The 23041-nt window shown below is 62.7% G+C and carries 25 protein-coding genes; 10 read left to right on the top strand and 15 right to left on the bottom strand.

Annotated elements, in window-relative coordinates; genetic code table 11:
- Positions 1 to 61 precede the first annotated feature (61 nt).
- Positions 62 to 2134, bottom strand: coding sequence for an ABC transporter substrate-binding protein (locus tag E8M84_RS10380; protein ID WP_137111133.1), 2073 nt, complete (start codon positions 2132 to 2134; stop codon positions 62 to 64).
- A 175-nt stretch (positions 2135 to 2309) separates the two neighbouring features.
- On the opposite strand from E8M84_RS10380, the gene E8M84_RS10375 reads away from it, so the two are divergent.
- Positions 2310 to 3236 (top strand): helix-turn-helix domain-containing protein, encoded by a 927-nt coding sequence (locus E8M84_RS10375; RefSeq protein WP_137111132.1) that lies wholly within the window; start codon positions 2310 to 2312, stop codon positions 3234 to 3236.
- Between the two features lie 74 nt (positions 3237 to 3310).
- On the opposite strand, the gene E8M84_RS10370 is transcribed toward E8M84_RS10375, so the two are convergent.
- The 6 genes from E8M84_RS10370 to E8M84_RS10345 form a co-directional block, all read right to left on the bottom strand.
- Positions 3311 to 3664: a roadblock/LC7 domain-containing protein gene (locus tag E8M84_RS10370; protein ID WP_137111131.1), complete on the bottom strand. Its 354-nt coding sequence runs from the start codon at positions 3662 to 3664 to the stop codon at positions 3311 to 3313.
- 55 nt (positions 3665 to 3719) lie between these two features.
- A complete protein-coding gene (locus E8M84_RS10365; protein ID WP_137111130.1) occupies positions 3720 to 4208 on the bottom strand; it encodes a hypothetical protein in 489 nt (162 codons plus the stop codon).
- A gap of 15 nt (positions 4209 to 4223) precedes the next feature.
- Positions 4224 to 4874 carry a dynamin family protein gene (locus tag E8M84_RS10360; protein WP_137111129.1) on the bottom strand — a complete coding sequence of 217 codons (651 nt, stop codon included), beginning with the start codon at positions 4872 to 4874 and terminating at the stop codon, positions 4224 to 4226.
- Positions 4871 to 6334, bottom strand: a complete 1464-nt coding sequence (locus E8M84_RS10355) for a hypothetical protein (RefSeq protein ID WP_137111128.1) — start codon at positions 6332 to 6334, stop codon at positions 4871 to 4873. The genes E8M84_RS10360 and E8M84_RS10355 overlap by 4 nt, the downstream gene beginning before the upstream one ends.
- Positions 6335 to 6433: 99 nt before the next feature.
- Complete coding sequence (locus E8M84_RS10350) at positions 6434 to 6832, bottom strand: hypothetical protein (protein WP_137111127.1); 399 nt, start codon at positions 6830 to 6832, stop codon at positions 6434 to 6436.
- A gap of 97 nt (positions 6833 to 6929) precedes the next feature.
- Positions 6930 to 7724 carry a hypothetical protein gene (locus tag E8M84_RS10345; RefSeq protein ID WP_137111126.1) on the bottom strand — a complete coding sequence of 265 codons (795 nt, stop codon included), beginning with the start codon at positions 7722 to 7724 and terminating at the stop codon, positions 6930 to 6932.
- Between the two features lie 433 nt (positions 7725 to 8157).
- Here E8M84_RS10345 and E8M84_RS10340 point away from each other — a divergent pair, with 433 nt between their 5' ends.
- Both E8M84_RS10340 and E8M84_RS21875 read left to right on the top strand, forming a co-directional pair.
- Entirely contained in the window at positions 8158 to 9354 is a 1197-nt protein-coding gene (locus E8M84_RS10340; protein ID WP_170971903.1) for a site-specific integrase, read from the top strand.
- A 214-nt stretch (positions 9355 to 9568) separates the two neighbouring features.
- Complete coding sequence (locus E8M84_RS21875) at positions 9569 to 9760, top strand: AlpA family transcriptional regulator (protein WP_137111125.1); 192 nt, start codon at positions 9569 to 9571, stop codon at positions 9758 to 9760.
- A 1254-nt stretch (positions 9761 to 11014) separates the two neighbouring features.
- Here E8M84_RS21875 and E8M84_RS10330 read toward each other — a convergent pair.
- The 7 genes from E8M84_RS10330 to E8M84_RS10300 form a co-directional block, all read right to left on the bottom strand.
- A complete protein-coding gene (locus E8M84_RS10330) occupies positions 11015 to 11392 on the bottom strand; it encodes a hypothetical protein (RefSeq protein WP_137111124.1) in 378 nt (125 codons plus the stop codon).
- A 15-nt stretch (positions 11393 to 11407) separates the two neighbouring features.
- Complete coding sequence (locus tag E8M84_RS10325; protein WP_137111123.1) at positions 11408 to 12100, bottom strand: ABC transporter ATP-binding protein; 693 nt, start codon at positions 12098 to 12100, stop codon at positions 11408 to 11410.
- Positions 12101 to 12104: 4 nt separating this feature from the next.
- The gene (locus E8M84_RS10320; RefSeq protein WP_101754743.1) at positions 12105 to 13238 is read right to left on the bottom strand and encodes an FtsX-like permease family protein; all 1134 of its coding nucleotides are present in this window, start codon (positions 13236 to 13238) and stop codon (positions 12105 to 12107) included.
- Positions 13235 to 14380, bottom strand: a complete 1146-nt coding sequence (locus E8M84_RS10315; RefSeq protein WP_137111122.1) for an efflux RND transporter periplasmic adaptor subunit — start codon at positions 14378 to 14380, stop codon at positions 13235 to 13237. Before E8M84_RS10315 ends, E8M84_RS10320 begins: the two co-directional genes overlap by 4 nt.
- A gap of 3 nt (positions 14381 to 14383) precedes the next feature.
- Complete coding sequence (locus tag E8M84_RS10310; protein ID WP_240790350.1) at positions 14384 to 14938, bottom strand: TetR/AcrR family transcriptional regulator; 555 nt, start codon at positions 14936 to 14938, stop codon at positions 14384 to 14386.
- A 139-nt stretch (positions 14939 to 15077) separates the two neighbouring features.
- Positions 15078 to 15350 (bottom strand): DUF6522 family protein, encoded by a 273-nt coding sequence (locus tag E8M84_RS10305; protein WP_137111121.1) that lies wholly within the window; start codon positions 15348 to 15350, stop codon positions 15078 to 15080.
- On the bottom strand, positions 15347 to 15781 hold the full coding sequence (locus tag E8M84_RS10300) for an Rrf2 family transcriptional regulator (RefSeq protein WP_137111120.1): 435 nt from the start codon (positions 15779 to 15781) through the stop codon (positions 15347 to 15349). Before E8M84_RS10300 ends, E8M84_RS10305 begins: the two co-directional genes overlap by 4 nt.
- A 124-nt stretch (positions 15782 to 15905) precedes the next feature.
- On the opposite strand from E8M84_RS10300, the gene E8M84_RS10295 reads away from it, so the two are divergent.
- The 6 genes from E8M84_RS10295 to E8M84_RS21870 are packed head-to-tail and all read left to right on the top strand — an operon-like array spanning position 15906 to position 19354.
- A complete protein-coding gene (locus tag E8M84_RS10295; RefSeq protein ID WP_137111119.1) occupies positions 15906 to 16313 on the top strand; it encodes a group III truncated hemoglobin in 408 nt (135 codons plus the stop codon).
- A 16-nt stretch (positions 16314 to 16329) separates the two neighbouring features.
- Entirely contained in the window at positions 16330 to 16815 is a 486-nt protein-coding gene (locus E8M84_RS10290; protein ID WP_137111118.1) for a hemerythrin domain-containing protein, read from the top strand.
- On the top strand, positions 16808 to 17494 hold the full coding sequence (locus E8M84_RS10285) for a 5-formyltetrahydrofolate cyclo-ligase (protein ID WP_137111117.1): 687 nt from the start codon (positions 16808 to 16810) through the stop codon (positions 17492 to 17494). Before E8M84_RS10290 ends, E8M84_RS10285 begins: the two co-directional genes overlap by 8 nt.
- Positions 17491 to 18696: an NnrS family protein gene (locus E8M84_RS10280; protein WP_137111116.1), complete on the top strand. Its 1206-nt coding sequence runs from the start codon at positions 17491 to 17493 to the stop codon at positions 18694 to 18696. The genes E8M84_RS10285 and E8M84_RS10280 overlap by 4 nt, the downstream gene beginning before the upstream one ends.
- Positions 18697 to 18704: 8 nt before the next feature.
- On the top strand, positions 18705 to 19133 hold the full coding sequence (locus tag E8M84_RS10275) for an NnrU family protein (RefSeq protein WP_346763689.1): 429 nt from the start codon (positions 18705 to 18707) through the stop codon (positions 19131 to 19133).
- Positions 19106 to 19354 carry an NnrU family protein gene (locus E8M84_RS21870; protein WP_346763688.1) on the top strand — a complete coding sequence of 83 codons (249 nt, stop codon included), beginning with the start codon at positions 19106 to 19108 and terminating at the stop codon, positions 19352 to 19354. Before E8M84_RS10275 ends, E8M84_RS21870 begins: the two co-directional genes overlap by 28 nt.
- Before the next feature lie 3 nt (positions 19355 to 19357).
- Here the strand turns inward: E8M84_RS21870 and E8M84_RS10270 are convergent, their stop codons facing one another.
- On the bottom strand, positions 19358 to 20056 hold the full coding sequence (locus E8M84_RS10270) for a cyclic nucleotide-binding domain-containing protein (protein WP_137111115.1): 699 nt from the start codon (positions 20054 to 20056) through the stop codon (positions 19358 to 19360).
- 218 nt (positions 20057 to 20274) lie between these two features.
- Here E8M84_RS10270 and E8M84_RS10265 point away from each other — a divergent pair, with 218 nt between their 5' ends.
- Positions 20275 to 23031: an MFS transporter gene (locus tag E8M84_RS10265; protein ID WP_276607118.1), complete on the top strand. Its 2757-nt coding sequence runs from the start codon at positions 20275 to 20277 to the stop codon at positions 23029 to 23031.
- Positions 23032 to 23041 lie beyond the last annotated feature (10 nt).

Here is a 23041-nt window from a genome sequence, read left to right as displayed (position 1 = left end):
GAAGCCTTGGGTGTCCGGGGGCGACGGTCGTCTGCCGCCCCCGAACTTCGGGAGGAAACCCTTAATTCGCGCTCACCGGCCCGGCCGAGCCCGGAGCACCGGGCAGGGTCTGCGGATGCAGTTCGGCGCCAAGCTGCTTGTCGGCCGGTACGAAGACACGTTCACGGATGATGTTGTCCTCTGCCCAGTTGTACATGAAGATCGGAGCCCCCGCCGGGATGTTGGCGAAACGCTTGTTGATGATCAGCGCACCGGGATAGGAGGTCAGGCCGACGGCCGTCACGTTTTCGGTGAACACCTTCTGGTAGGTCTTCATCGCCTCGATCTTGGCGGCGGCGTCGCGCGTGCCGGTGAAGGCCTTGATCGCCTCGACCAGCTGCTCTTCATAGGGCAGAAGGTCCATCTCGCCTGCCCCGTTCGCACGGTGCCAGACCGCCGTCATCGGACCGATCGGAGCAAGCCGGTCGGTGCCCTGGACGACCGAGACGAACTCCTGGTCGTTGCGACGTACCAGCCAGTCCCAGGCGCCAGAATCGCGGGCGTTGTCATAGTCCTTGCCGGTCAGGCTGTTCAGCGTGACCTTGACGCCCACATCCGCCATCATCGCGATCACGCCTTCGGCGAGGTTCTTGTCGGTGGCATAGTCGGCATTGGCCAGAAGCGTGACCGTCAGGTCACCGCCGCCGGGTGCGTCGACAAAGCCGTTGCCGTCGCCATCGGTCAGCCCGGCCGCCGCCAGCGCCTCTTTCGCCGAGGCCTGGTCGAACGGATAGAACACCGTCGAACCCGCATCGTAGAACGAGGTCGAGGTCAGGAGACCCCCGGCATAAGGCGCAGTGAACGGGCCTTTCACCAGACTGTCGCCCAGCCGCTGCCGGTCCATCGCGTAGGTCACGGCCTTGCGGAAATCGAGGTTCCGGTTCAGCTCGCGCACGCCCTGCGCCCGGGCATCGGGCTCGCCCCAGCCGTTGGCCGAGGTGTTGAAGAACATCTGGTAGCCGATGGACCGCGGACCAAAGGCCAGACGCGCCGGGCTGGCCGGATCGGCGGCCTTCTTCAGGCTTTCCACATAGTTTTCCGGCTGTTCCAGGTTCGAGAAGTCGCCCGTCCCGGCCACGGCCTGCACGTCGCGGTCACCCCAGGTGGACAGACGGAAGTGCATCTCGTCCAGATAGGGCAGCTGCTGGCCGGTCTCGTCGACCTTCCAGTAATAGGGGTTGCGGCGTTTCACCACGATGTCATCGGGGCGGTGTTCGACCACGACCCAGGCGCCCATCGTCGGGAAGTTCATGTAGTCCGACGGGAAGGCGTTCAGGAAGGCCTCATAGCTTTCGCCGCCGTATTTCGGATGCTTCGGCTTCAGGACATGCGCCGGGCCGGGGCAGAAATTGCCGTAGGCCATCGCGTAGAGGACCTGTTCCGGGAAAGCTTCCTGGAAGGTCAGGGTGAAGGTGTAGTCGTCCACCTTGGCGAAGGTCGCGTTGTTGTAGGTGGCGGGGCTTGCGCCCATCAGCGGGGTGACCTGCTCGTCCATGATGACATCGTTCCAGTAGAACTCGATGTCCTCGACGTCGAAGGGGTCGCCGTCCGACCACTTGGCGCCCTCGATCAGCTTGATGGTCAGGACCTTGCCGTCCTCGGACCATTCCCAGCTTTTCGCCAGGTTCGGCATCGGCTGCAGGTCTTCGGAGTTCACGGTGAACAGCGGGCCTGTCCGCGTCAGACATTCGACCAGGCCGATGTCGATCCCGCCCCAGCCGTAGGATTGCCCGGCCCAGAAGTTCCACCCCTCGGGCCGGCCGCCGATCACATGGCGCATCACGTCGCCATAGACGCCGGGGCCGTCGGGCATGTTCGCGGCCTTGTACACCAGCGGTTCCTTCGGCAGGCGTTCGGCCACCGGCGGCAGCTTGCCCGCATCCACGAAGGCCGTGACCCAGGCCGGTTCGGAATAGGCGGGCAGGGCCTTGAACTCGAAGATGTCCGAGCGGTTGACATAGACCGGTTCGGTCTGCGCCTCGAACTTGGGGGCCTCTGGCGGGGCAGTCGGCGCGGCCATCTCGGCCATCACCGCCCCGGTAGACACCCCCAGAAGCAACGTCGCCAAAGCGACGCGCTGGATACGGATCGTCATAGTACCTCCCTTGACCTGTGGTTGTTCCAGGTCGTTCGACGTTGACTGGGCCGCCGGTCGAAGAATTCCTCCTCCCCCGTCCGACAGTCAAAGCTTGCGGAAGTCGGGCGCTTCCAACAATATCACTTTGTCAGATAGTTTTCCGGTTTTCTAAGATCGGCGGGGAAGGGTGGGGATGGACGGCGGTCGCAGCACGGCGCAAAGGCGGCGCAACCCGATGCCGGTGCCGAACCACGACCGGCATTTCTATTCGCGCAACCGCGCCTTCGGCCGCTTCGGCATCCGCATCTTTGAACCCGAACTGATGGCGCTGCCGCACTGGCACGGCCATGTCGAGCTGAACTTCGCGATGAACTTCCGGATGGACTACGACTTTGACGGCACCAGCCTGACGGTGCCCGAGGGGCGGCTGGTGCTGTTCTGGGCCGGGGTGCCGCATCAGCTGACCGGAATCGACCCGGTCGGCGAGGGGGCACAGCGGCTGGCCAACATCTACCTGCCCTTGGACAGTTTCCTGCAGATGCGTCACATCATGCCGCTGCAGGCCGCACTGATCGGACGCGGCATGGCGGTGCTGCCCCCCTCGCTCTGCGACAGCGACCTCGTGCAGCGCTGGTATATGGACTACCGGTCGGGCGATTTCGAACGGGCCGAGATCGTCAAGATGGAGCTGAACGCGCTGTTCCGCCGCGCGGCGATCACCGGGGTCGATTTCCTGCGCCCGCCCCAGCACGAGATCGGGACGGACCGTTCGCTCAGCTCCGCCCATGTGCGCCACATCATCGCGATGGTGCGCTATGTGCTTGAAAATCTGGACAAACCGCTGCTGAACGCGCAGGTGACGGCGGTCACCGGGCTGCATGAAAACTATGCTCTGTCGCTGTTTTCAAAGACCATGCAGGTGCCGTTGAAACAGTTCATCAACCGGATGCGGCTGATGCGGGCGCGGGCGCTGTTGGTGGAAAGTTCGACGGCGATCTCGGCGGTGGCCGAGCAGAGCGGGTTCAGCTCGATCACCCAGTTCTACGCCCAGTTTCGCGCGGGATATGGCATCTCGCCTGCAGCGCTGCGTCAGCACTACATCCAGATGGATCTGCGCTAGGGTTGCGCCGCGACGGACGCAGATGAGCGCATCCGGCAGGGGACGGTTCCCCCTGCCGGACGCGCGGTCCGGTATCAGAACGACTGAGCCTGCTCGATGTTCTTGACCTGAACGCGGGCCATGCCCAGGTTCGCGGCCTTGCGGTCCAGGGCGACGTACATGAAGACTGCCGGGTTCTTTTCCATCGGGCGGATCAGGTGATACTGCTTGCCCAGCGAGATCAGGATGTCTTCGATGTGATCGCTCAGCTTCAGCATCTTCATCGCGGCGCGCTTGGCTTTCACCACTTCGGTGTTCGCTGCGGCTGCACCCTCGATGTCGAACGAGCCGCTGCCCTCGGCAGCCATCATCAGGCCGGTGTCGCTGTCCACCAGGCAGCCCGCGATGAAGCCCGAAATCTCGTTCAGTCCCTTGAGATCAATTGCCATTTCTTTTTCCTTCTTGAGGGCCAGCCCCTCGGTTTCGGTTCCAGCGGCGGTTGCTTCAACCGCGCTCTCTTTGGTTGGCTTGCGGACGGAGGTCACACCAAGGGCCGTCAGCAAAGTCTTGAACTTCATGCTCTACCTGCTTCAAGAACTTCTCAACGCTCATTGCACCAATCGCACTTCCGGTCAAAGCCCGGACAAGAACGTCCCGATGCTCGACAGTGACTGGTTTTTCGGTTAACTTTTGGTTAAGAAGATGGCGGATTATGTCCAATCCTTGCTCATTTGGTGGGAAGTTTTTGACAACTTCCAGTAGTGAATCAATTCCCCAGATCCGCTTCTGAGAAGCCTTCGGCGCGGCCTTGGCGGAGGGCGTCTTTTTCTTCGAAATCACGCTTTCTGACCGCTCCCGCATATCAGCGGTCAGCGGCAGGATTTTTAGCGCAACCGGCTCATCAACCAGTGTGTGGGCAGCGCAAAGTCTTTCGGCTTCGGCGACCGATTGGTCAAGCTTCAGGCAAAACTCTGCAATCCCGCTTGCCCGCATCAGGTCTGCTCGGTCCTAATCGCTGGAAGCGGCCTTGGCCTTGGCTGCCAAGGGGGCGGCAACGGGCAGAACGGCCGAAAAACTGCCGTCGGATTCCGCCGTGCAGCGCCGGATCACCTTGTCGGTGTCCCTAGTGCTGGCGATCAGGTCGGCCCGGGTCAGCGCCAGGATACTGGCGAGTTTGATCCTGTCGGGCAGGGCCTTCCAGAACGCTCGCTCCGTCTGCCGCCAGGCTTGCGTCATCGGCGAACACCAGACCACGAAATCGACGTTCCGCGCCACTTCCTCGACGATGTCCGTCGTCATGCGCGGGTCGGAAATGCCTGGAGTATCAATGATATCGACACGTTCCAGGATCTTCGCATCGATCTCGATCCGGATGCAGAGAAACCGCATCGCCTGGCCTTCGGTCAGTTCGGCCATCGTCAGTTCGACGAGGTGGCCGTCGAAGCCAAGCCCGGTCACCCGCTCCGTCGCGCCATGGCTGATCCAGATCGCCGGCATGTCGGTTGCAGTTACCCGGGTGGGCAGCAGCCGGCGGTCGAGGAGGCAGTTCAAGAGGGCCGACTTGCCCGAGCTGAATTCCCCCATCAAGGCAAGCGTCGGCCGTCGCGAGTGCCAGGCCGCAAGATAGGCCCGCGCCCGCTGCGATATGATGTCCGTCATTTGCGCTTCAACCGAAAGTCCGCAACGACAGCTTCGGTCTGGGCCTGCAATTCCGACAGGAGACCTTTCAGTGAAACAAGCCGCTTCCGTACCTCAATTTCAGTTCCCAGTTTTTGCCGCGCCTGATTGCCACGGGCGGCCCCATCGACAGACGCCAGCTTTTGCAAGGTTTCCAGATGTTCGACAAGAAACGCATGCAGGGTCTGGCGGGCAGCGTGAACAAAGTCCGAGACATGTTCATTGCGCAGTTCGTCGAGAAAATTCACCATCTCGGAGGTAACAAGATCATTCAGCCGTTTTATCATCGTGGCTGGTCCGGTGGCTTTTGCCAGCCAGCTGCCGATCCAGGATGTCTTGACGTCGAAGCTCATCGTCCGCATCAGGGTCGGCGGTGTCTTCGGCTCGGACAATTGCGGGGCCTGCACCGAAAACAGCTGGCTTTGGCCGTCAAGGATTTCAGCATAGATCGCGCTGATGGAATTGGCGGTCCGTTCATAGATCGCGCCGATGTCTTCGCTCATCTCGGTCGCGAAGGCGTGGTAGGCGTTGTTCAGCTCGGTGCGCAGATGGTCGGTGTCGGGCGACCAAGTGGTCATCCGGTTCCCGTCAAGCGCCATGTCGCGCAGCCGCGCGCTTTCGTGGTCGATGAACTCGCGGAAGGCGGTCGACATCTTGATCAGCATGCGTTCGGTGATCGTGGTGGCCAGTTGCGGAAAGTCGACCTCCAGCCCGTGCAGAAGCCGCTGCATCCGCGCGATCATCGCGTTCATGTCGAGGTTCGGCCTGATCTTCAGTTCGCCGTCGAGAGTGTCCGACAACAGGATGATCGACTGCTGCGCCACGTCGGTTGCCCGCACCAGGACATCAGCGGCGAAGGGCGCGCCGACATTCATCACCGACTTGTGGGTAATGAGGTTCTTCAGCTCGCTGATGCCCGACAGGTCGCGGATCTTGTCGGTGCTGTAGGGCGGCTGTCCCAGGTGCAACTTGTCACCCGTCCCGGTCTTTCCGGCGCGAACCACGCGGGCGTCGGCCAGAAGCATCAGCCGCTGCAGTGCGGCGCGGGGGATCGTGGACTGTTCGCCGCGCATGGCCAGTTCGGCCCAGACCGCGCTGCCGTAGATGATCGGAACCCGCGTTCGGATCCCCTTCGACTGCAGGACCCCGCGGATGAAGGCGTCGATCTCGGGGATCTGCACATCGGGGTTTTCCAGCTCGTCCACCCGGTTGACGAACAGGATGATCTGCTCGGCCTTCATCGCCATCAGGACGCGCATCAGTGCAAGGTCGACGGTGCTGAAGGCCTGGTTCGCGGACAGGACGATGACGCAGACGTCGGTCTTGCCCAGCGTGGCCCGTTCGCGGGCAAGGAATGGATCATTCACCCCGGGTGTGCCGCTGATCGTGGTCGGCAGGATGTAGTCGGCCGAATCGATGTACAGGTCCGCCGCCTTGGTCACGTCGGCATAGCGGCCGCTGGCCTGAGTTACCTCGCCGTCTTCCCCCAGACAGACGTATTTTTCCAGCAGGTCCGGCCCGAAGCCGCGGAACTGGTGCTGCTATCCCAGGAGGAAGCTGAAGTTCGCGCCCAGCCGCGCTTCGGTCTTGGCCCGCATCGCGCTGATCTGCGCACGCATCTCGTCCTGTTCGGCCTCGAAGTTCGCGCGCTGCGCCAACTTGCCAAGATGGTCGCCGTCTTCGGTCAGCTCGGCCCAGTCCTTTTCCGTGTAGAAGGTGAAGACCGCATCCGACCCGCGCGGCTTGGGCGTGTTGACATGGATCGAGGTCACGACCGAGGTCCAGGGGTTGACGTCCGAGGGCAGCATTTCCGGCATGCCGGTCAGGGCATTGGTCAGCTTGGTCTTGCCGGCCTTGACCTGCCCGATCAACGAGACCTTGGCGCTGAAGGCACCCATGTCCCGGACCAGTCTTGAAGCCACGCCTAGGCGTTCGGGCACGACAAGATCTTCCAGCCGGTCAAGCAGCGACCTGATCGAGGCAAGATGCGCCGACAGGCGGTGGGCGGCGACAGAGTGATCTTCATGCGCGTTTCCATCATTTCACAACTCCCGGCGGCGTGAGGCGAACTGCCCAACTGCCTGCATCATTCGTTACGCTTGCAATCATGCGCGACCCGGCGCCCAGCACCTGCAACCGGCAGTCAGGGCCAGGATCAAGCGGGCCCAGGGCCTCGACCAGTGTCATGGCCAGCCGCACCTCGGCAAGGCTGGCCGACCCCGGCAGGGCGGTTGGCCAGCAATCGCCTCCAATGCGGATATCGGTGCCCGAAAGGTCATCCGCCAGCAGCGCCGCGACGGGCTGGGTCGGTCCCCAGCCGGTGTCCGGCGCCTCGGCCAGGCTGTAGCGGATGGCGCGTCCCTTCTTCGCGGCCGCCGAGACGGCCGATCTGACTGTGTCGGGCGTCATCTCCGGGGGCAGGGCAAAGCCGTCGCGGCGGACGAGGATCGGCAGGCGGTCACCTGCGTCGAGAAGATAGACCCGCTCGGCCTCGACCAGGGACATGCGGCTCGCCAGGGCCCAGAGCACCTGGTAGAGGTCACCGGCGGGCAGAAAATCCGGCAAGGGCCCTGCCTCAACTTCGGCAATCTCGCCCCTCAGGGTCGGCATCAGAAAGCCGATGTTCAACCCCTTCTGTCCGTCGATCAGCAGGCTTCCGGCCGCGACACAGCAGCGGTCGAGATGGTGCAGGACCATGATGCGCGCGGCGTCGATCCGCCGGACCAAACCCCAGATCCGGGCGACCTCGGCCTCGATGCCGCCAGTTCCGGCCGCTGCGTTCGGGCCTGCGTCTTCCAGCCGGTATGTGCCTCTAAAGGCAGCATATTCCACCGACGGTATTTCTACCGCGTGCACGTCGATCCGCCCCCCAGGCAGCGTTGTTCCCTCGGCGGAGGTAAAAGTCGATTGAGGCAAAGTTTGGATGAATCTATGAAATAGTCATATTATACTCGGCGACCCGAACCCTGCCCTGCGACCGTCGCATCGGTTGGCCGGGTCGGCCCTGCTTCGGACGCCGCCCTGACCGAAATGAGACGCCCGCATGACGCGTCATGCGCGGAGTTGGTGCGGTTTGGGGGAGAGGTGGTGCCCAGAGCCAGCATTGAATACGTCTATATGCAGAGCTCGTCGATCATCAGGCGGTCTTATTGATACCTAGTGATCGTCAGAGTGCCTGATTTTGTTGGTTCAAGCTATCTCCCCGCCTATCTTTTCGGATCAGTCAATCCTACATCTAGGGGGGGATACAAAGGGGGATAGAATAATGCGCCTTCTGAACAGGCTCAGTGCAGCAAAGGTTCGTTCCTGCCAGACAGGCAAGTATGCAGACGGCGGCGGGCTCTGGCTGTACAAGCGAGAGGACGGCGGAGCGCAATGGGTTCTCCGCGTAACGATCCACGGGCGACGGCGCGAGATGGGACTGGGAGCCTTGACTGACGTCTCGCTTAAAGAGGCCCGCGAAGCTGCAGACAAGTGGCGGGCAACGGTACGGGAAAACAAAGACCCGATAAAAGAGCGAGAACGTTTGCGCCGAGAAGCGGCTCGCAATATGCATTTGCTTAAGGACATCGCCGTCGACGCCTTTGAAAGCCGAAAGGCCGAACTTAAGGGTGACGGTGCGAACGGCAGGTGGTTCAGCCCCCTCGAACTGCACGTGCTTCCAAAGCTGGGCAAGATCCCGGTCGCGGAGATCGACCAGAATGACATCCGCGACGTGCTGGCGCCAATTTGGCACACCAAGGCGGAAACCGCCCGCAAAGCGATTAATCGGCTTGGCATTTGCCTGAAGCACGGCGCGGCCTTAGGCTTGGACGTCGACCTTCAAGCGATAGCAAAAGCAGTAGCTTTGTTGGGCAGGCAGCGTCACAAACCGGAGAACATCCCTGCTCTGCATTGGCGAGAGGTTCCGGAGTTCTATGGAACTCTTTCAGATGGCACTCCTGCGCACCTTGCATTGCGCTTGGTAATCCTGACAGGCATGCGGCCTGGCCCCGTACGTAATATGCACCTAGCTCAGATTGAGGATGATGTGTGGACGGTAGCCGGAGAGGGCATGAAAGGACGTCGGGATTCGACCCCGGATTTTCGTGTGCCGCTATCGACTGAAGCTTTGTCGGTCATAGATCAAGCCAAACGACTAGCCCGAGATGGCGTGATGTTTCCCAGCGTCCGCAACGGAGTACTATCCGATGCAACGATGGCTCGCTTGATGGAGCGGCGGGGAATGAAAGCCCGGCCGCATGGGTTCCGTTCGAGTCTTCGGACTTGGCTTGCAGAAGCGACGGACGTTCCGCGCGACATCGCAGAAACCTGTCTGGGACATACGGTCGGCAGTGCCGTAGAGCGCGCTTACCGGCGAACTGACTTTCTGGAGCAACGGCGCATCATTATGGAGCGATGGGCATTACATGTCACCGGTCACAACGGCGCGGTAGTGAAAATGGCTATGGCTTCTAAATGATGCCGTTCCGGGGCCAGGGACTACACGATGATCATCGATGCCTTCGGCAAGATGCAAAGTGCATGGAAAATGTATTCCTAAAATCAATAGTTTAAGGAAAGTACTGTTAGCGTTCGCCACAGCTTGGCCATGCGTTTGGCCGTCTGGTGGACTTCCTTAGCTCAATGACGCGCAACTAGACTCACCTCATGGCAACGCGACTTGAGGCAAACCTATGGGAATTGTAGATCCACTCCTGACAGTGCGTGAAAGCGCGCGAATTCTTCAGATCAGCGTACCGACCTTCTGGCGTCGCGTCGCAGACGGGACTGTCCCCAAACCGGTGAAGCTCGGCGGTCTCTCTAGGTGGCCAGAATCGGAAATCTTGGCTGTGATCGAACAGGCCAAGGCGGCAAGGATCAAATGATCCGGCCGCACCACTCCAACCGGTTGCGTAGCCCGGCTCGCCAGTCCCCTGGGGACAAACATCCCGAAACACAAGCAGTTGATCGGTCAATCCTACACAACACTTGCGACGAGGAGGGTCTATCCCCGTCGCGGTCAAACTCCCGAGACACCAAGATCCCTCGTCACGTCGACGCTAATGCCCATTTTGAGGAGATCGTCGGCGACCCGCGGGCGCGAATAGTCCCCCCAAGTGTGACAGAACTGGCGACGGTCGATGCAAGCAGAAACGCTGAAAACCTCTGTAGTTCGCTCAATAGCGCGGAATCTGCTGCGAGCCTTCCTATAGTAAGTGGAGAAGTAAGCAGAGAATGCGTCGCAGAGCACACTGGCATTGCGGCTTCCCGATTGCCCGCATCGGCTGGACCTCTGCAGCAACGAATGGACGCGGTCGCAAAAGGTCGCTCCCCAAGGTACGAGAGGCGGGATGCGAAGAGGCGGTACCAGCAAGCAGTAAGCGCGGTCGAGTTCGCCTACAGGATGGACTGGCCGCTCAACTGCCATCTCACCATAACGTGGCACGCCCTGATCGTTGCCGCAGACGTCAAAGAGGGTCACTGCCTATGGCGCCCGCCTGGACGTCGTGAAGTTTACGTGCGTACTGAGTTGGCACGACGTTTACGGGCCATCGGACTGCCGTTTGCAGCAATCTGGGCACGGGATGTTGGCAAACGGCTTGGATCCCACATGCATATCTTGATATATTGGCCGACCTATTTCGTTGAGCAGTTTCTGCGCCTGGTTGAGCGCCTGACAGGCAGCCCAAGGGCTCATGCGACTGCCACCAGGACCCGTCGATGCCTTGCTCGGTCCGAGTGTGGAGGTTGGATGATCACTGTGGTCGATCAACGCTGGGTAAAGGCGGGAGCGCTAAATGTCGCGACCTACATAGCGAGCCAGCGTGAAAAACATCCTGTGTTCTTATTCACTGGAAAGGCGTTCGGCGTGTCACAGTCGTTGGGGCCGGCGGCGCGTCGACGGCACGACTTACAATAAATGTCGAGACAGCGGTCGCCTTCGCACAGGGCGGAAAGCTGACCTTCGCTGCCACTGCTGCTTTCGATTCTGTGCAAGAGCCGGGCTATCGGAAGCGACCATGGAGGCGATGAACGATACAAACTGATTCCCACGCCCAAGATGATTGACAGCACGGTGGCTTGCGTCCGATGCGCCTCTGGCTCCGCCACTCGTCAACGGGACACAAAGTCGCTTAACGTCAGCGCGCCTGACCGCCTCTGACAGCGACGATCGAGATTGCCACCCAAGTGGCAAGGCGAAGCCCCATGGCACCCATGGTCCGCGCTTCGTATGGTGTCCCGCTCCAGACCTTCCAGAGGAAGGTGGCGAAGACGGCTGCGGTTGCCAATGCGATGACGATCGAAAGGCTGGTCGCCCAGCTTGTGCGATACCAAAGGCCAAGACCCGCGACGACATAGGCGAACCCGGCGAGGAAGTTGAACCACAGCACTAAGGGCACAACAGCACCCATGTCGGCCCCCGCAAAGAGGGCGCGCCCGCCGGAGAAGATCGTCAAAAGCCCGAAAATGACGGCAACTATGGCGGCAGCAGTGACAGAACGGGTGCGGGGTGACATGGCCTTCTCCTTTGTTCAGCTGTCCACGAGGCGACCATCGCGCAGGTGGATCAGGCGGTCGAAGCGGTCGAAGATCTTTTCGTCATGGGTGACGGCGATAATGCAGGCTTCCTGTTCGGTCGCGAGCTTGCGCAACAGGTCCATAACAAGCTGCGCGCGCCCGCTGTCCAGGGCAGCGGTCGGCTCATCTGCAAGGATGATCCGTGGTCGGTTGGCCAGGGCGCGTGCTATGGCCACACGCTGCGCTTCTCCTCCCGACAGAAGTGCTGGCTTCACCGATGCGCGATGTCCGACTTCGAGGTAGTCAAGCAACTCACGCGCACGGGCGCGGCCCTTGGCGGCAGGCCAGCCCGCAAGGTCGAGCACGACGGAGACATTTTCTTCGGCGGTCAGGAAGGGCAGGAGGTTGTGCGCCTGAAAGATGAAGCCGATCTTGTCCAGTCGCAGCCGCCGCAGGTCGCTGCGCAGCCATTTGCCGTCAAACACCGGGTCACCGTCCAGTTCCACCCGGCCCGCTGACGGGGCAAGGATGCAGCCGATGATGTTGAGAAGCGTGGTTTTGCCCGAGCCGGAAGGGCCCAGAAGTGCTATCACCTCGCCCGCGCGGACTTGCAGGTCGACGGCGCGCAGGGCGTCGACGCGGGTTTCGCCCGAGCCGTAGTGCTTTGCCACGCCCTGCACCGTTACCAGAACATCGCCCCGGGTCATGGCCTTAGCCTCCCAGAGCGGTGGCAGGGTCGACCTTCATCGCCGCGCGCACGCCAAGGCCCGATGCAACGATGCAGACCACAAGGATGATTCCGGTCAGCACCAGCGCGTTGAATGGCTCCAGCACCACGCGGCGGGGGAAGTTGTCCTTGACCAGCAGGATCAGCGCCAGCCCGATGCCAAGGCCAGATGCGCCAAGGATCAGGGCCTGCTGCACGATCAGCCCGATGATGGTGCGGTCCGGCGCGCCGATCAGCTTGAGCGTGGCGATCTGTTTCAGCTTCTCCATTGTCATCGTGTAGATGATGAGGGCGATCACCACCGCGCTGACTGACAGCAGGATCGCAAGGAACAGGCCGATCTGGCGCCGTGCCCTGTCCACGACCGAAGCAAGCAGCAGATTCTCTTGTTCGGCCTGGCTGAGGGCGGAAAGGTGCTTCCATTGCCGCACAGTCGCGGTCAGCAATGCGACATCCGCGCCCGGTTCCAGCACCGCGATCACGGCGGCCACGGTGGGCAGGCGGGCACCACCCGCGCCCCGTGCGGCCTGCACACGCGCGGCGGCAGGGTCCAGTGCGGTCTGCAACGCAATGGCGTCGGCAAGGGTCACATAGACCGCCGGGTCCCCGCCCGAGTTCATCGCATTTTCCACCAGACCCACGACAGTAAACCGGTCGCGGCCAAGGCGGATCCGGTCACCGATCACCAGCCCGGTCTTGCGGTCGGCGATCAATTCGAAATGGCTGCTACCAAATCCGCGCCCTTCGGCAATGCGCTGCGGTCCACCGGGACGGCCGGGTTCAAAGCCGATGACGTAAAGCCGCAAGGTCCGGCCCGCATGGGCGGCCTCGATGGTCTGGAAGGTGATGGCACCCGCCTCGGCCACGCCGGGCATGCGGGCGACGGCGTCCCGCGTATCCGCAGGGATGCTTGAGGCCTCGGCAAACGGGCCCTGCGTGCCCGCCTCGACGACCCAGACATCGGCCGCGGGGGCCTTCACCACGGCAAGCGCATCGGCCACCAGCCCGTTGTAGATGCCGATCATCGCCAGCACGACCGTCATCAGAAGCCCAAGACCAAAGCAGGTCAGGACAAAGCGGAACAGACCGTGCCGGATGTCGCGGATGGCAAGGTTCATGGCGTATCCCCGATCCGGGCCAGCCGTCCCTCGTCCGCGCCCTGCGGCGGGTTCGCCACGATCTGCGCGCCTTCGGGCAGGCCGCCCGTCACCTCGATCCGGCCACGGTCATCGCGTGCGCCGAACGTCAACTGCGCGCGCACCAGCCGCCCGTCCTGCACCGTCCAGACTTGGCCCTGAAAACCATCAAAACCGGAAATCGCCTCTTCGGGCACCATCAAGGCGCTGGCCCGTGTGCCAGTCAGAATGCGCACCTCGGCCTGTTCACCCAGAAACATTTCGGCCGGGCAATCGGTGCAGGTCAGCCAGACCCGGCGTTCTTCGTTCACCCGGTCGCTTTCAAGACCGATGCGGGCAATGGTGCCGTGAAATTCGCCAGCGGGCTGCGACCGCAGGCGAATGGTGCCGGGCTGGCCCAGGGCAAGCTGACCTGCGCGCTCTTCGTCGATGTAGGCCTGTATCCAGATGGTGGCGGGATCGATGAGGGTAAAGATCGGATCGCCCGCCCGGACCACGGCCCCCGTTTCAGCGTGGCGGGCAACGATGACTGCGTCAAAAGGCGCAAACAGCCGGTGATGCGCCAGCAGTGTCTCTTCAAGTTGAAGGGCGGCGGCGGCGTCCGCTGCCTGTGCGCGGATCACGTCGCGCTCGGCCTCGGCCACGGCCACGTCGGCCCGGGCCACATCCTCGTCTCGCTGGGCCTCTTCGGCGCGCTGAAGACTTGCGGCTTCCTGACGGCTCAGTTCCAGCAGACGCAGATTTGCTGTCTCACGCTGCGCCAGAATGGCCCTTGCGCGGACAACGGAAGCCTCTGCCTTGGCTTGGTTGGCATGGCTGGCCGCAACAGCGGCGTGGGCGCGGGCAACGCGCGCTTCCTGTTCGCCCTGATGCAATGCGCCGAGGACTTGCCCCTTCGCAACGCGGTCGCCCGCGTCGGCCGAGAGGGAGAGAAGCGTGGCGCTGACTTCAAAGCCAACCCGCGTCAGCACCCGCGCCTCAACGGTGCCAAGGCCGTAGATGCGCAGGGCCACGTCAGGTTCAGGTTCCACGACCGTCACGGTCAGCGGCCGCTCTGTCATGAACAGAACGCCTGCCCCGATGGCCAACACTGCCACAGCCCCGATGAACCATGCTTTTTGCATCACTCAGCCCCCTCTCACTCCTAGCAGCCGAAGTTGGACGGCCAGAAGCCGCAGTCCTTCGTCGCGCAGGACGAAATCCCGCGCGCCCAGCGACCAACGGATCGCCAATCCCTGAATGAGGGACGTCAGAAGTACGGCCACATCCCCGGCAGCAACATCCTTGAGCAGAGCGTTGTCCCGTTGGCCTGCGATGACTTCTTGCATCAACAGGCCGTGCAGCGCAGCCAGACGATCCCGGAACGCTGCACGCAAGGCGGCGTTTTCGACGTTCAGTTCGCGCGAGAACAAGAGCATGGGCAACGCGGGGTGTGCCGTGATCTGGTCCAGTTGCGCACCAACCAACGCCTTCAAGCGGTCGACCGGCGGGTTGGCTTCTTTCAGTGCTTCGGCCCAGGCTGCCGTGAGCAGGCCCGCAATATGATCGGCAACAGCCACCCACATCTCGGCCTTGGTCGGAAAATGCCGGAAGATGGCAGCCTGTGTTACCCCGACTTCTGCCGCGACGGCACCTGTCGTCACCCGGTCCGGTCCGATCCGGTCGGCAAGATCAAGGATCACCGCGACGATCTGGGCCTTGCGAAGGTCTGCCGATTTGCGCATGGGGTTTCCAGAATTAGTAAGTGAGTGAATACTAACTAAAGTGCGCGCAAGAGTCAATCCGACTGTGGCAAAGCTTGCAGAGATCCGCGGACCAAACTTAGGCCGAAGCGCGAGGGGTTGACCGCACGGGAAAACGCGACGTGGAAAGGATCGCGCCAGCCGCATCAAGGGTGAACCTGCAGGCCCGGCCAGCATGACGAAACGTCAGCCGCCAGCGCCCCGCATCTTCGCCCTCCCCCGCTTCGCAAAGTGAGGTGAGAGTGCCCTCGCGCATGGCAAGGCGCACATCGTCCTCGGTCATCCTGAAGGCTTCAGCCAGGAGGACAGCCGGAATGACGAAGCCCTCACCATCGCGTTCGATCCGGTTCATGGCTGACCCACCAAGCCAAGGGGACTTTGCGGTGCCAGCGCGATATCGGCCAGGGTCGACCGGTTCAGATCGTTCAGAAATGCCACTTCCGCCGACCTGAGACGGGCCTTCAGGCCGCATCGCCCGTCGATCGAACAGGTTCCTGTCCCGGCCCCAAAGCACTCGACTAGCGGCTGACCTTCCTCAAGCAGGCGCACGATGTCGCCCAGACGGATATCTGCCGCCGGTCGCGCAAGTACGGCACCACCACCGCCACCACGCCGGGTGTCGATGAACCCGGCGCGAGACATATGCTGCATGATCTTGGCCAGATGGTTGCGTGACAGCCCCAGATCCTCGGCCAGCTCAGAGGTGGAAAACGCCCGTGCGGGATCGCCCGCCATGCGCATCAGCATCCGAAGGCCGAAGTCGGTGAACGAAGTCAGGCGCATGCCGGTGAGTATCCTTGAATTGGTATTTACAATACCTATTAGCAGGTCTATGCCAAACCGCAAGACGGAGACTCAGATGGAAACGGTCGCTCCACTAGAAAATCCCACTTCAGCACGCCCGGGGATGACGGCCGCGCTGATGGCGGAAACCGGGCTGGATGAGGCGGTGCTGTGCAAACTTGTGCACCGCTTTTACAGCAAGGTCCGCGCCGATCAGATGCTGGGACCGATCTTTGCCACAAGGATCACCGACTGGACCCCGCATCTGGAACGTATGGTCGCATTCTGGTCATCGGTCGCCCTGATGACGGGGCAATATCACGGCAGGCCGGTGCCAGCGCACACTCCCCTGCCCATCGACGCCGCACATTTCGACCGCTGGCTTGCCCTGTTTCGCGCCACGGCAGAGGAAACCTGCACACCCGCAGGCGCGGCCCATGTGATCGAACGCGCCGAACGGATCGCCCATTCCCTGCACATCGCAGTTGTTTCGGCCCAGGCCCGCCCGGACGCACCCCCCAAGCTGTTCTGATGACAGGAGGACCAGGATGACACCCCTTGCGACCAATGACCCCGCGGCCCTGACCCATCATATCGAGACGCGCTATCACGCGCGCCACCGTGAACAGTTGCCGATGCTCGCCAGCCTGGCCGAACGGGTCGAGGACGTGCATTTCGGCGGTGACAAGGTGCCCGACGGCTTGTCCATCCTATTGCGCCAGATGATCGGCGAGATGGAAGTCCACATGAAAAAAGAGGAGCTGATCCTCTTTCCAGCCATCCGCCGCGGCGGGATGCCAGGGATCGAGGCACCGATTGCGGTGATGCGGGCGGATCACGCCGGGCATGATCGCGATCTGGCCGAAATCAGGCGCCTGACCGGCAACCTGACCCTGCCTGATGGGGCCTGCGGCACCTGGACCCGGATGTACGAAGGTCTGACTGAGTTCGTCGCGGATCTGACCGAACATATGCGGCTGGAAAACGAGGTGCTGTTTCCGCAGTTCGAGCCGGTTGGTCGTGCCGATGCCTGATCCGGTCCGCTATGCCTCGCCACCCTGTCTGGCTGCCGAGATCGCGCCCGATTACTTTGACCCGCTGGCAACAGACCCCGAACAGGCCCGCGACGTGGCGCGCTGGCGACGGGCCGAACGAATCCGCCTTCGGGCCGAGCGGGATGCGCTTTCGGTGGCCGACCGCCAGAACATCGGCACGACGCTGGCCGGACATCTGCGGCAGTTTCTTGCGTCAAGGTTCGATGGCGCGGCGGGGATGGTCCTGTCTGCCTACTGGCCGATCAAGGGTGAACCCGATCTGCGCGGACTGATGGCCGAACTGCACGAGGCAGGCGTCATCATCGCGCTGCCGGTGGTGGAAGTGCGGGCCAGCCCGCTGGTCTTTCGTCGCTGGCATCCCGGGTTGCACATGATCCGGGGGGACTGGAACATACCCGTGCCCCCACCCGAGGCTGACCGACTTGCACCCGATGTGGCGCTGGCACCCGTCGTCGGGTGGGACAGCGCCGGGTTCCGGCTGGGCTATGGCGGCGGGTATTTCGACCGCACTCTGGCCACGCTGGCGCCACGACCATTTACCATCGGGATCGGATTGCAGGCGGCGCAGCTGTCCACCATCTTTCCCCAGCCTCACGACATTCCGCTGGATGTCATCCTGACCGAAGCGAGCGTCCAGTTTCAGCGCGAGGACCCATGACCAGCTCTGCCGAACAGATGCGCGCCTGGCGTGGGCCGGCCCTCCTGACCTACGGGTTTCGCCCCTTCTTTTTCGGCGCTGGCGTCTGGGCCGCCCTGGCGATGACCCTGTGGGTGCCGATGCTGTCGGGGCATCTGACCCTGCCGACCGCCTTTGACCCGGTGTCCTGGCATGCGCACGAATTTCTGTTCGGTTATGTGGCTGCCGTCATCGCGGGGTTCTTGCTGACAGCGGTTCCGAACTGGACCGGCAGGTTGCCGATAGTCGGCTGGCCGCTCGGTGCCCTGTTCGCGCTGTGGCTGATCGGGCGGTTGGCGGTTGCGGCATCGCTTTACCTGCCGCCCATTGCCGTGGCGCTGGCCGACCTTGCGATGCCGGTCGCGCTTGCCGCCGTGATCGGGCGCGAGATCGTGGCGGGCAGGAACTGGCGCAACCTGATCGTGCTGGCAATGCTGGGCGTGCTGACCCTTGGCAACGGCATCTTCCATCTCGAGGCCGCGCGTGGAGACTATGCCGCGCAAGGCTACGGTCTGAAGATCGGGCTTGGCGCGATGGTCATGATGATTGCGGTGATCGGGGGGCGGATCGTTCCGTCCTTCACGCGCAACTGGCTGGTCAAGCGCGGGCCGGGGCGGTTGCCCGTGCCGCCGATGCAGCGGTTCGACAAGGCAGCACTTCTGACCCTGCTGACCGCTCTTCTGGCCTGGGTCGTCTTGCCAGATCACCTGGTGACCGGCGCGCTGCTGCTGACGGCGGGGACGCTGCACGCCGTCCGGTTGGCGCGCTGGGCTGGGGACCGGACGCTGGCCGAACCCTTGGTCGCGGTCTTGCACCTTGGCTATGCTTTCTTGCCGATTGGTGCCCTGGCACTGGGTGCAGAGATCCTTGCCCCCGGCCTGATTGGCATGGCGGCAGCGCAGCACCTTTGGATGGGCGGTGCGGCTGGACTGATGACGCTGGCCGTGATGACCCGGGCCACGCTTGGCCACACCGGACAGACCCTGACCGCCGGGCCCGGTACGGTCCTTGTCTATGCGGCGCTGGTCGTGGCGGTGCTGGCCCGGTTTGCCGCAGGGATCTGGCCGAACCAAGCGTCGGTCCTGCACATGGTTGCTGGCACGGCGTGGATCCTGTCCTTTGCGGGATTTGCGGTGCTCTATGGCCGTCTGCTGCTGCGCCTGCCTGCTGCAAAGCGCATCTGAGGAACGCCATGGACTGGCTGGAATTCACGGCGGCGTTTGCGGCGTTCTTCCTGACCCACTCGCTACCGCTGCGACCGGCCATGCGCCCGCACCTTCAGCGGGCTCTCGGCCGACGCGGTTTCACGCTGGCCTATTCGGCACTGTCGCTTGCCGTCCTAGGCTGGTTGATCGCGGCCGCGGGCAGGGCGCCCTATGTGCCGCTGTGGACCTGGGCCCCCTGGCAATATCTTGTCCCCCTTGTCATCATGCTGCCGGTCTGCGTGATCCTGTCACTGGCCATCGCGCGACCCAATCCGTTTTCCTTTGGCGGAGCCCGGAACGAGACGTTCGATCCGGACCGTCCGGGGATCGTGCGCCTGAACCGCCATCCGCTGCTTCTCGCGCTGGGGGGGGGGGGACGGCCCATGTCGTGCCGAACGGTGACCTTGCGCATGTGATCCTGTTCGGCACTTTCACCGGTTTCGCACTTCTTGGGCGACGCCTGATCGACCGTCGGAAACGGCGCGAGATGGGCAAGGATTGGGACGCTTTGGCCGCAAAGGTCAAAGGCGCGGCACCCCTGCCGTTGCCGCTGCTGCGCCTTGTGACGGGTTTGGCCCTTTATCTGCTGCTGATCGCCGCGCACCCGTTGCTCTTCGGGGTCAGCCCCTTGCCGTGACCATCAGGTCGAATGGTCGTCGATCAAGGGATTGGGTCTTGCGAACCTCTCCAGATCGGCCTGATCGGCAATCGCAATGCGCGTGCCCTCGACCGTGACGCCGTACGGTTGCAACCCCTTGAAGGCGCGGCTCAGATTCTCGGGCGTCATGCCCAGCACGGAAGCCAGCCGCCGCTTTTCGAAATCCAGATCGAACGCGGCAGCCCCACCAGCGCGCTTTTGATAGCGCAGCAAATAGTTTGCCAGCCGTTCCAGCGAGGTCCGAAGCTTCAAGTCCTTCTGAGCCTTGATGACCGACCGATAGCACTGCGCCAGCTCTGTCACGATCGCGCGGGCAAAACTGCCGTCGACATCGAAGATCGCGCGCACGTCCTGGCTGGGGATCAGGACGATCCGGCTTTTCTCCAGTGTTCTGGCAGACATTAGGTAAGGCGCATTCTTGACTGTCGCTGCAAGAATGAAGGTCGAGATCGGCCGAACCGTCGCAAGACTGGTGTCGCGGCCGTTCCAGGTCGAGAACAGATCGACCGAGCCGGACAGAACGACGTGCAGGAAGTCGCTGGGTTCGCCCTCGCTGATCAGTTCGATATGCGGGGGAAAGTTCTGCACATAGGCGCCGCGCATCAGCGACAGGAAATTCGCCTCTGCCATTTCCGCAAACAGACCAAGCGCTCGAATCTCGGGGTACTGGGCCTCGGGCATGCCATGCGCTCCGCATCAGATGCGACAAGGTCGCCGGATCGCTTGATATTTGTCAAGCCGCCATTTGATTGCCGCCGCGACGGGCTTGATATCGCGACACACCCAAGGCAACATTTTTCGCCAAGCCATTTATTTCGTTCAGATAATTTTTCGGCGTGATCTAGATCAAGTCTTTCGGCCTATTCTGGCGGCAGGTCTGCTTGCGACCCCTTTCCCGGGTGACCAAGCCATTCTTGCCGGAGGCCCCTGCCATGCAGACCGAAGCCATCGCCTCACGCGCGGACCAGACGCGCGCCCTTGGCCTTAGCACCATCGCCTTCACCGCCTGTTTCGCGGTCTGGACGATCTTTTCCATCATCGGCGTCGCCATCAAGGGCGAGCTGGGTCTGAACGATACCCAGTTCGGCCTTCTGGTCGCCACCCCGATCCTGACGGGATCACTGACCCGGATCTTCCTTGGCGTCTGGACCGAGAAATACGGCGGACGGCTGGTGTTTTCGGCGCAGATGATCCTTGCGGCTTTGGCCACCTGGGCGCTGACCTTCGCCGACAGCTACGTCATGTATCTGGTCGCAGCGCTGGGCGTGGGTCTTGCCGGCGGGTCCTTCATCATCGGCGTGGCCTATGTCAGCCGCTGGTATGACGCGGGCCATCAGGGCACGGCCCTGGGCATCTTCGGCGCGGGCAATATCGGCGCGGCGGTAACCAAGTTCGTCGCCCCCTTCGTGATGGTCGCCTATGGCTGGCAGGGTGTGGCCAACACCTGGGCCGCAGCCCTTGCCCTGATGGGCGTGATTTTCTTCGTCTTCGCCAAGGACGACCCCGCGCTGGTGGAGCGTCGCAAATCCGGCGCCAAGGCTCCTGGATTTGCCCAACAGTTCGCGCCGCTGAAGAACCTGCAGGTGTGGCGTTTCTCGCTGTACTACTTCTTCGTCTTCGGTGCCTTCGTGGCGCTGGCGTTGTGGCTGCCGCACTATCTGATCGACGTCTACGGCGTCGACGTGCGCACGGCGGGTATGGCGGCCGCGTCCTTCAGCCTGTCGGCCAGCCTGTTCCGCGCCTACGGCGGGCACCTCTCGGACAAGTTCGGCGCGCGGTCGGTCATGTACTGGACCTTCGGCTTTTCCATGCTGTTCCTGTTCATGCTCTCCTATCCGCCAACGGATTACATCATCCAGGGCAAGGACGGCCCGATCGCCTTTTCGACCAGCATGGGCCTGTGGCCCTTCATCGCCACCCTGTTCGCGCTTGGCTTTTTCATGAGCCTCGGCAAGGCGGCGGTCTTCAAGCACATCCCGGTCTACTACCCCAACCATGTCGGCGCAGTCGGGGGTCTTGTCGGCATGATCGGCGGGCTTGGCGGCTTTGTTCTGCCCATCGCCTTCGGCGCGCTTCTGGACCTGACCGGCATCTACACCTCGTGCTTTGCGCTGCTGTTCGTGCTGGTCGCCCTGGCCCTGACCTGGATGCACCTGTCGGTCCGCGCGATGGAACGTGCCGCCCATGGCGAGGCCTTGGACAGCCTGCCGCAACTGCCGGAAATGCAGGCCATCCACCACCCGGACCGCACCACCATGCCCCGCGTGCTGGAGGATTGGCGTCCCGAGGAACCCGCGTTCTGGGCCGATAAGGGCCGCAGCATTGCCCGTCGCAACCTCTGGATCTCGATCCCGGCGCTGCTGCTGGCCTTCTCGGTCTGGATGGTGTGGTCGATGGTCGTAGCCAAGCTGCCGCTGATCGGCTTTGCCTTCACGCCCGAGCAACTGTTCTGGCTGGCGGCCCTGCCCGCCCTGTCAGGCGCGACCCTGCGGATCTTCTACGGCTTCATGGTGCCGATCTTTGGCGGCAGGCTTTGGACGACGCTGTCCACCGCCTCACTGATGCTGCCTGCCATCGGGATCGGCTATGCGGTGCAGAACCCGGAGACCCCCTACTTCATCTTCCTGGTGCTGGCGCTGCTGTGCGGGCTTGGCGGGGCCAACTTTGCCTCCTCCATGGCCAACATCGGCTACTTCTTCCCCAAGGCCGAAAAGGGCAACGCCTTGGCCCTGAATGCAGGTCTTGGCAACCTGGGCGTCAGCGTCATGCAGTTCCTGGTGCCGCTGGTCATTACCGTGGGCGTCTTCGGCGCGATGGGAGGGGCACCGCAAGCCCTGACCGACGGTGGCGAGCTCTGGATGCAGAATGCAGGCTTCATCTGGGTTCCGTTCATCCTGATTTCGACCATCGCGGCATGGGTCGGGATGAACGACATCGCCGATGCCAAGGCCAGCTTTGCCCAGCAATCGGTAATCTTTGGCCGCACCCACAACTGGCTGATGTGCGTCCTCTATATCGGCACCTTCGGCAGCTTCATCGGTTATTCAGCAGGCTTTCCGCTGCTGAGCCGGATCGCCTTTCCGGACATCAACGCCCTGCAATACGTCTTCCTCGGTCCCCTGGTCGGTGCGCTGTCCCGCGCGGGTACGGGCTGGGTGTCTGACAAGTTCGGCGGCGGACGGGTCACCTTCTGGGTCTTCGTCGGCATGACCGCCTCGGTCCTTGGTGTGATCCTGTCGCTGCAGGCAGGCAGCTTTGCCGGGTTCTTCGCCGGGTTCATGGCGCTGTTCTTCTTCACCGGGGTCGGCAATGCGTCGACCTTCCAGATGATCCCGGTGATCATGGGCCGCGAAGTGCCGCGCCTGATGCCGCACCTGACCGGGGCAGACCGCGCCCGCCAGATCGCGATGGAATCGGGCGGCATCGTCGCCTTCACCAGCGCCATCGGGGCCTATGGCGGGTTCTTCATCCCCAAGGCCTATGGCTCGTCCATCGCCATGACCGGCAGCCCGATCGGCGCGCTGTGGCTGTTCCTGGCCTTCTACGTCGTCTGCCTTGCCATCACCTGGGTCGTCTACACGCGCCCCGGCGGGCTTCTCCACGATATCGAGCGCGGCCGTGCCTCTTCGGGCGCCGCTGCCCATCCCGCAGAATAACGAAAGGACG

It is taken from the genome of Rhodobacter sp. SY28-1 (genome assembly GCF_005222785.1).
Classification (GTDB): domain Bacteria; phylum Pseudomonadota; class Alphaproteobacteria; order Rhodobacterales; family Rhodobacteraceae; genus Tabrizicola.
This window is presented reverse-complemented; position numbering and strand designations above follow the sequence as displayed.

What these genes read in the sequence shown, in the direction of transcription:
- E8M84_RS10315 (WP_137111122.1), bottom strand. Translation starts at nt 14,380, where the DNA reads ATGCAAAAAGCATGGTTCATCGGGGCTGTGGCAGTGTTGGCCATCGGG.
- E8M84_RS10365 (WP_137111130.1), bottom strand. Translation starts at nt 4,208, where the DNA reads ATGCGGGCAAGCGGGATTGCAGAGTTTTGCCTGAAGCTTGACCAATCG.
- E8M84_RS10340 (WP_170971903.1), top strand. Translation starts at nt 8,158, where the DNA reads ATGCGCCTTCTGAACAGGCTCAGTGCAGCAAAGGTTCGTTCCTGCCAG.
- E8M84_RS10375 (WP_137111132.1), top strand. Translation starts at nt 2,310, where the DNA reads ATGGACGGCGGTCGCAGCACGGCGCAAAGGCGGCGCAACCCGATGCCG.
- E8M84_RS10300 (WP_137111120.1), bottom strand. Translation starts at nt 15,781, where the DNA reads ATGCGCCTGACTTCGTTCACCGACTTCGGCCTTCGGATGCTGATGCGC.
- E8M84_RS10295 (WP_137111119.1), top strand. Translation starts at nt 15,906, where the DNA reads ATGACGGCCGCGCTGATGGCGGAAACCGGGCTGGATGAGGCGGTGCTG.
- E8M84_RS10380 (WP_137111133.1), bottom strand. Translation starts at nt 2,134, where the DNA reads ATGACGATCCGTATCCAGCGCGTCGCTTTGGCGACGTTGCTTCTGGGG.
- E8M84_RS10325 (WP_137111123.1), bottom strand. Translation starts at nt 12,100, where the DNA reads ATGACCCGGGGCGATGTTCTGGTAACGGTGCAGGGCGTGGCAAAGCAC.
- E8M84_RS10330 (WP_137111124.1), bottom strand. Translation starts at nt 11,392, where the DNA reads ATGTCACCCCGCACCCGTTCTGTCACTGCTGCCGCCATAGTTGCCGTC.
- E8M84_RS10320 (WP_101754743.1), bottom strand. Translation starts at nt 13,238, where the DNA reads ATGAACCTTGCCATCCGCGACATCCGGCACGGTCTGTTCCGCTTTGTC.
- E8M84_RS10370 (WP_137111131.1), bottom strand. Translation starts at nt 3,664, where the DNA reads ATGGCAATTGATCTCAAGGGACTGAACGAGATTTCGGGCTTCATCGCG.
- E8M84_RS21875 (WP_137111125.1), top strand. Translation starts at nt 9,569, where the DNA reads ATGGGAATTGTAGATCCACTCCTGACAGTGCGTGAAAGCGCGCGAATT.
- E8M84_RS10280 (WP_137111116.1), top strand. Translation starts at nt 17,491, where the DNA reads ATGACCAGCTCTGCCGAACAGATGCGCGCCTGGCGTGGGCCGGCCCTC.
- E8M84_RS10270 (WP_137111115.1), bottom strand. Translation starts at nt 20,056, where the DNA reads ATGCCCGAGGCCCAGTACCCCGAGATTCGAGCGCTTGGTCTGTTTGCG.
- E8M84_RS10305 (WP_137111121.1), bottom strand. Translation starts at nt 15,350, where the DNA reads ATGAACCGGATCGAACGCGATGGTGAGGGCTTCGTCATTCCGGCTGTC.
- E8M84_RS10290 (WP_137111118.1), top strand. Translation starts at nt 16,330, where the DNA reads ATGACACCCCTTGCGACCAATGACCCCGCGGCCCTGACCCATCATATC.
- E8M84_RS10360 (WP_137111129.1), bottom strand. Translation starts at nt 4,874, where the DNA reads ATGACGGACATCATATCGCAGCGGGCGCGGGCCTATCTTGCGGCCTGG.
- E8M84_RS10285 (WP_137111117.1), top strand. Translation starts at nt 16,808, where the DNA reads ATGCCTGATCCGGTCCGCTATGCCTCGCCACCCTGTCTGGCTGCCGAG.
- E8M84_RS10275 (WP_346763689.1), top strand. Translation starts at nt 18,705, where the DNA reads ATGGACTGGCTGGAATTCACGGCGGCGTTTGCGGCGTTCTTCCTGACC.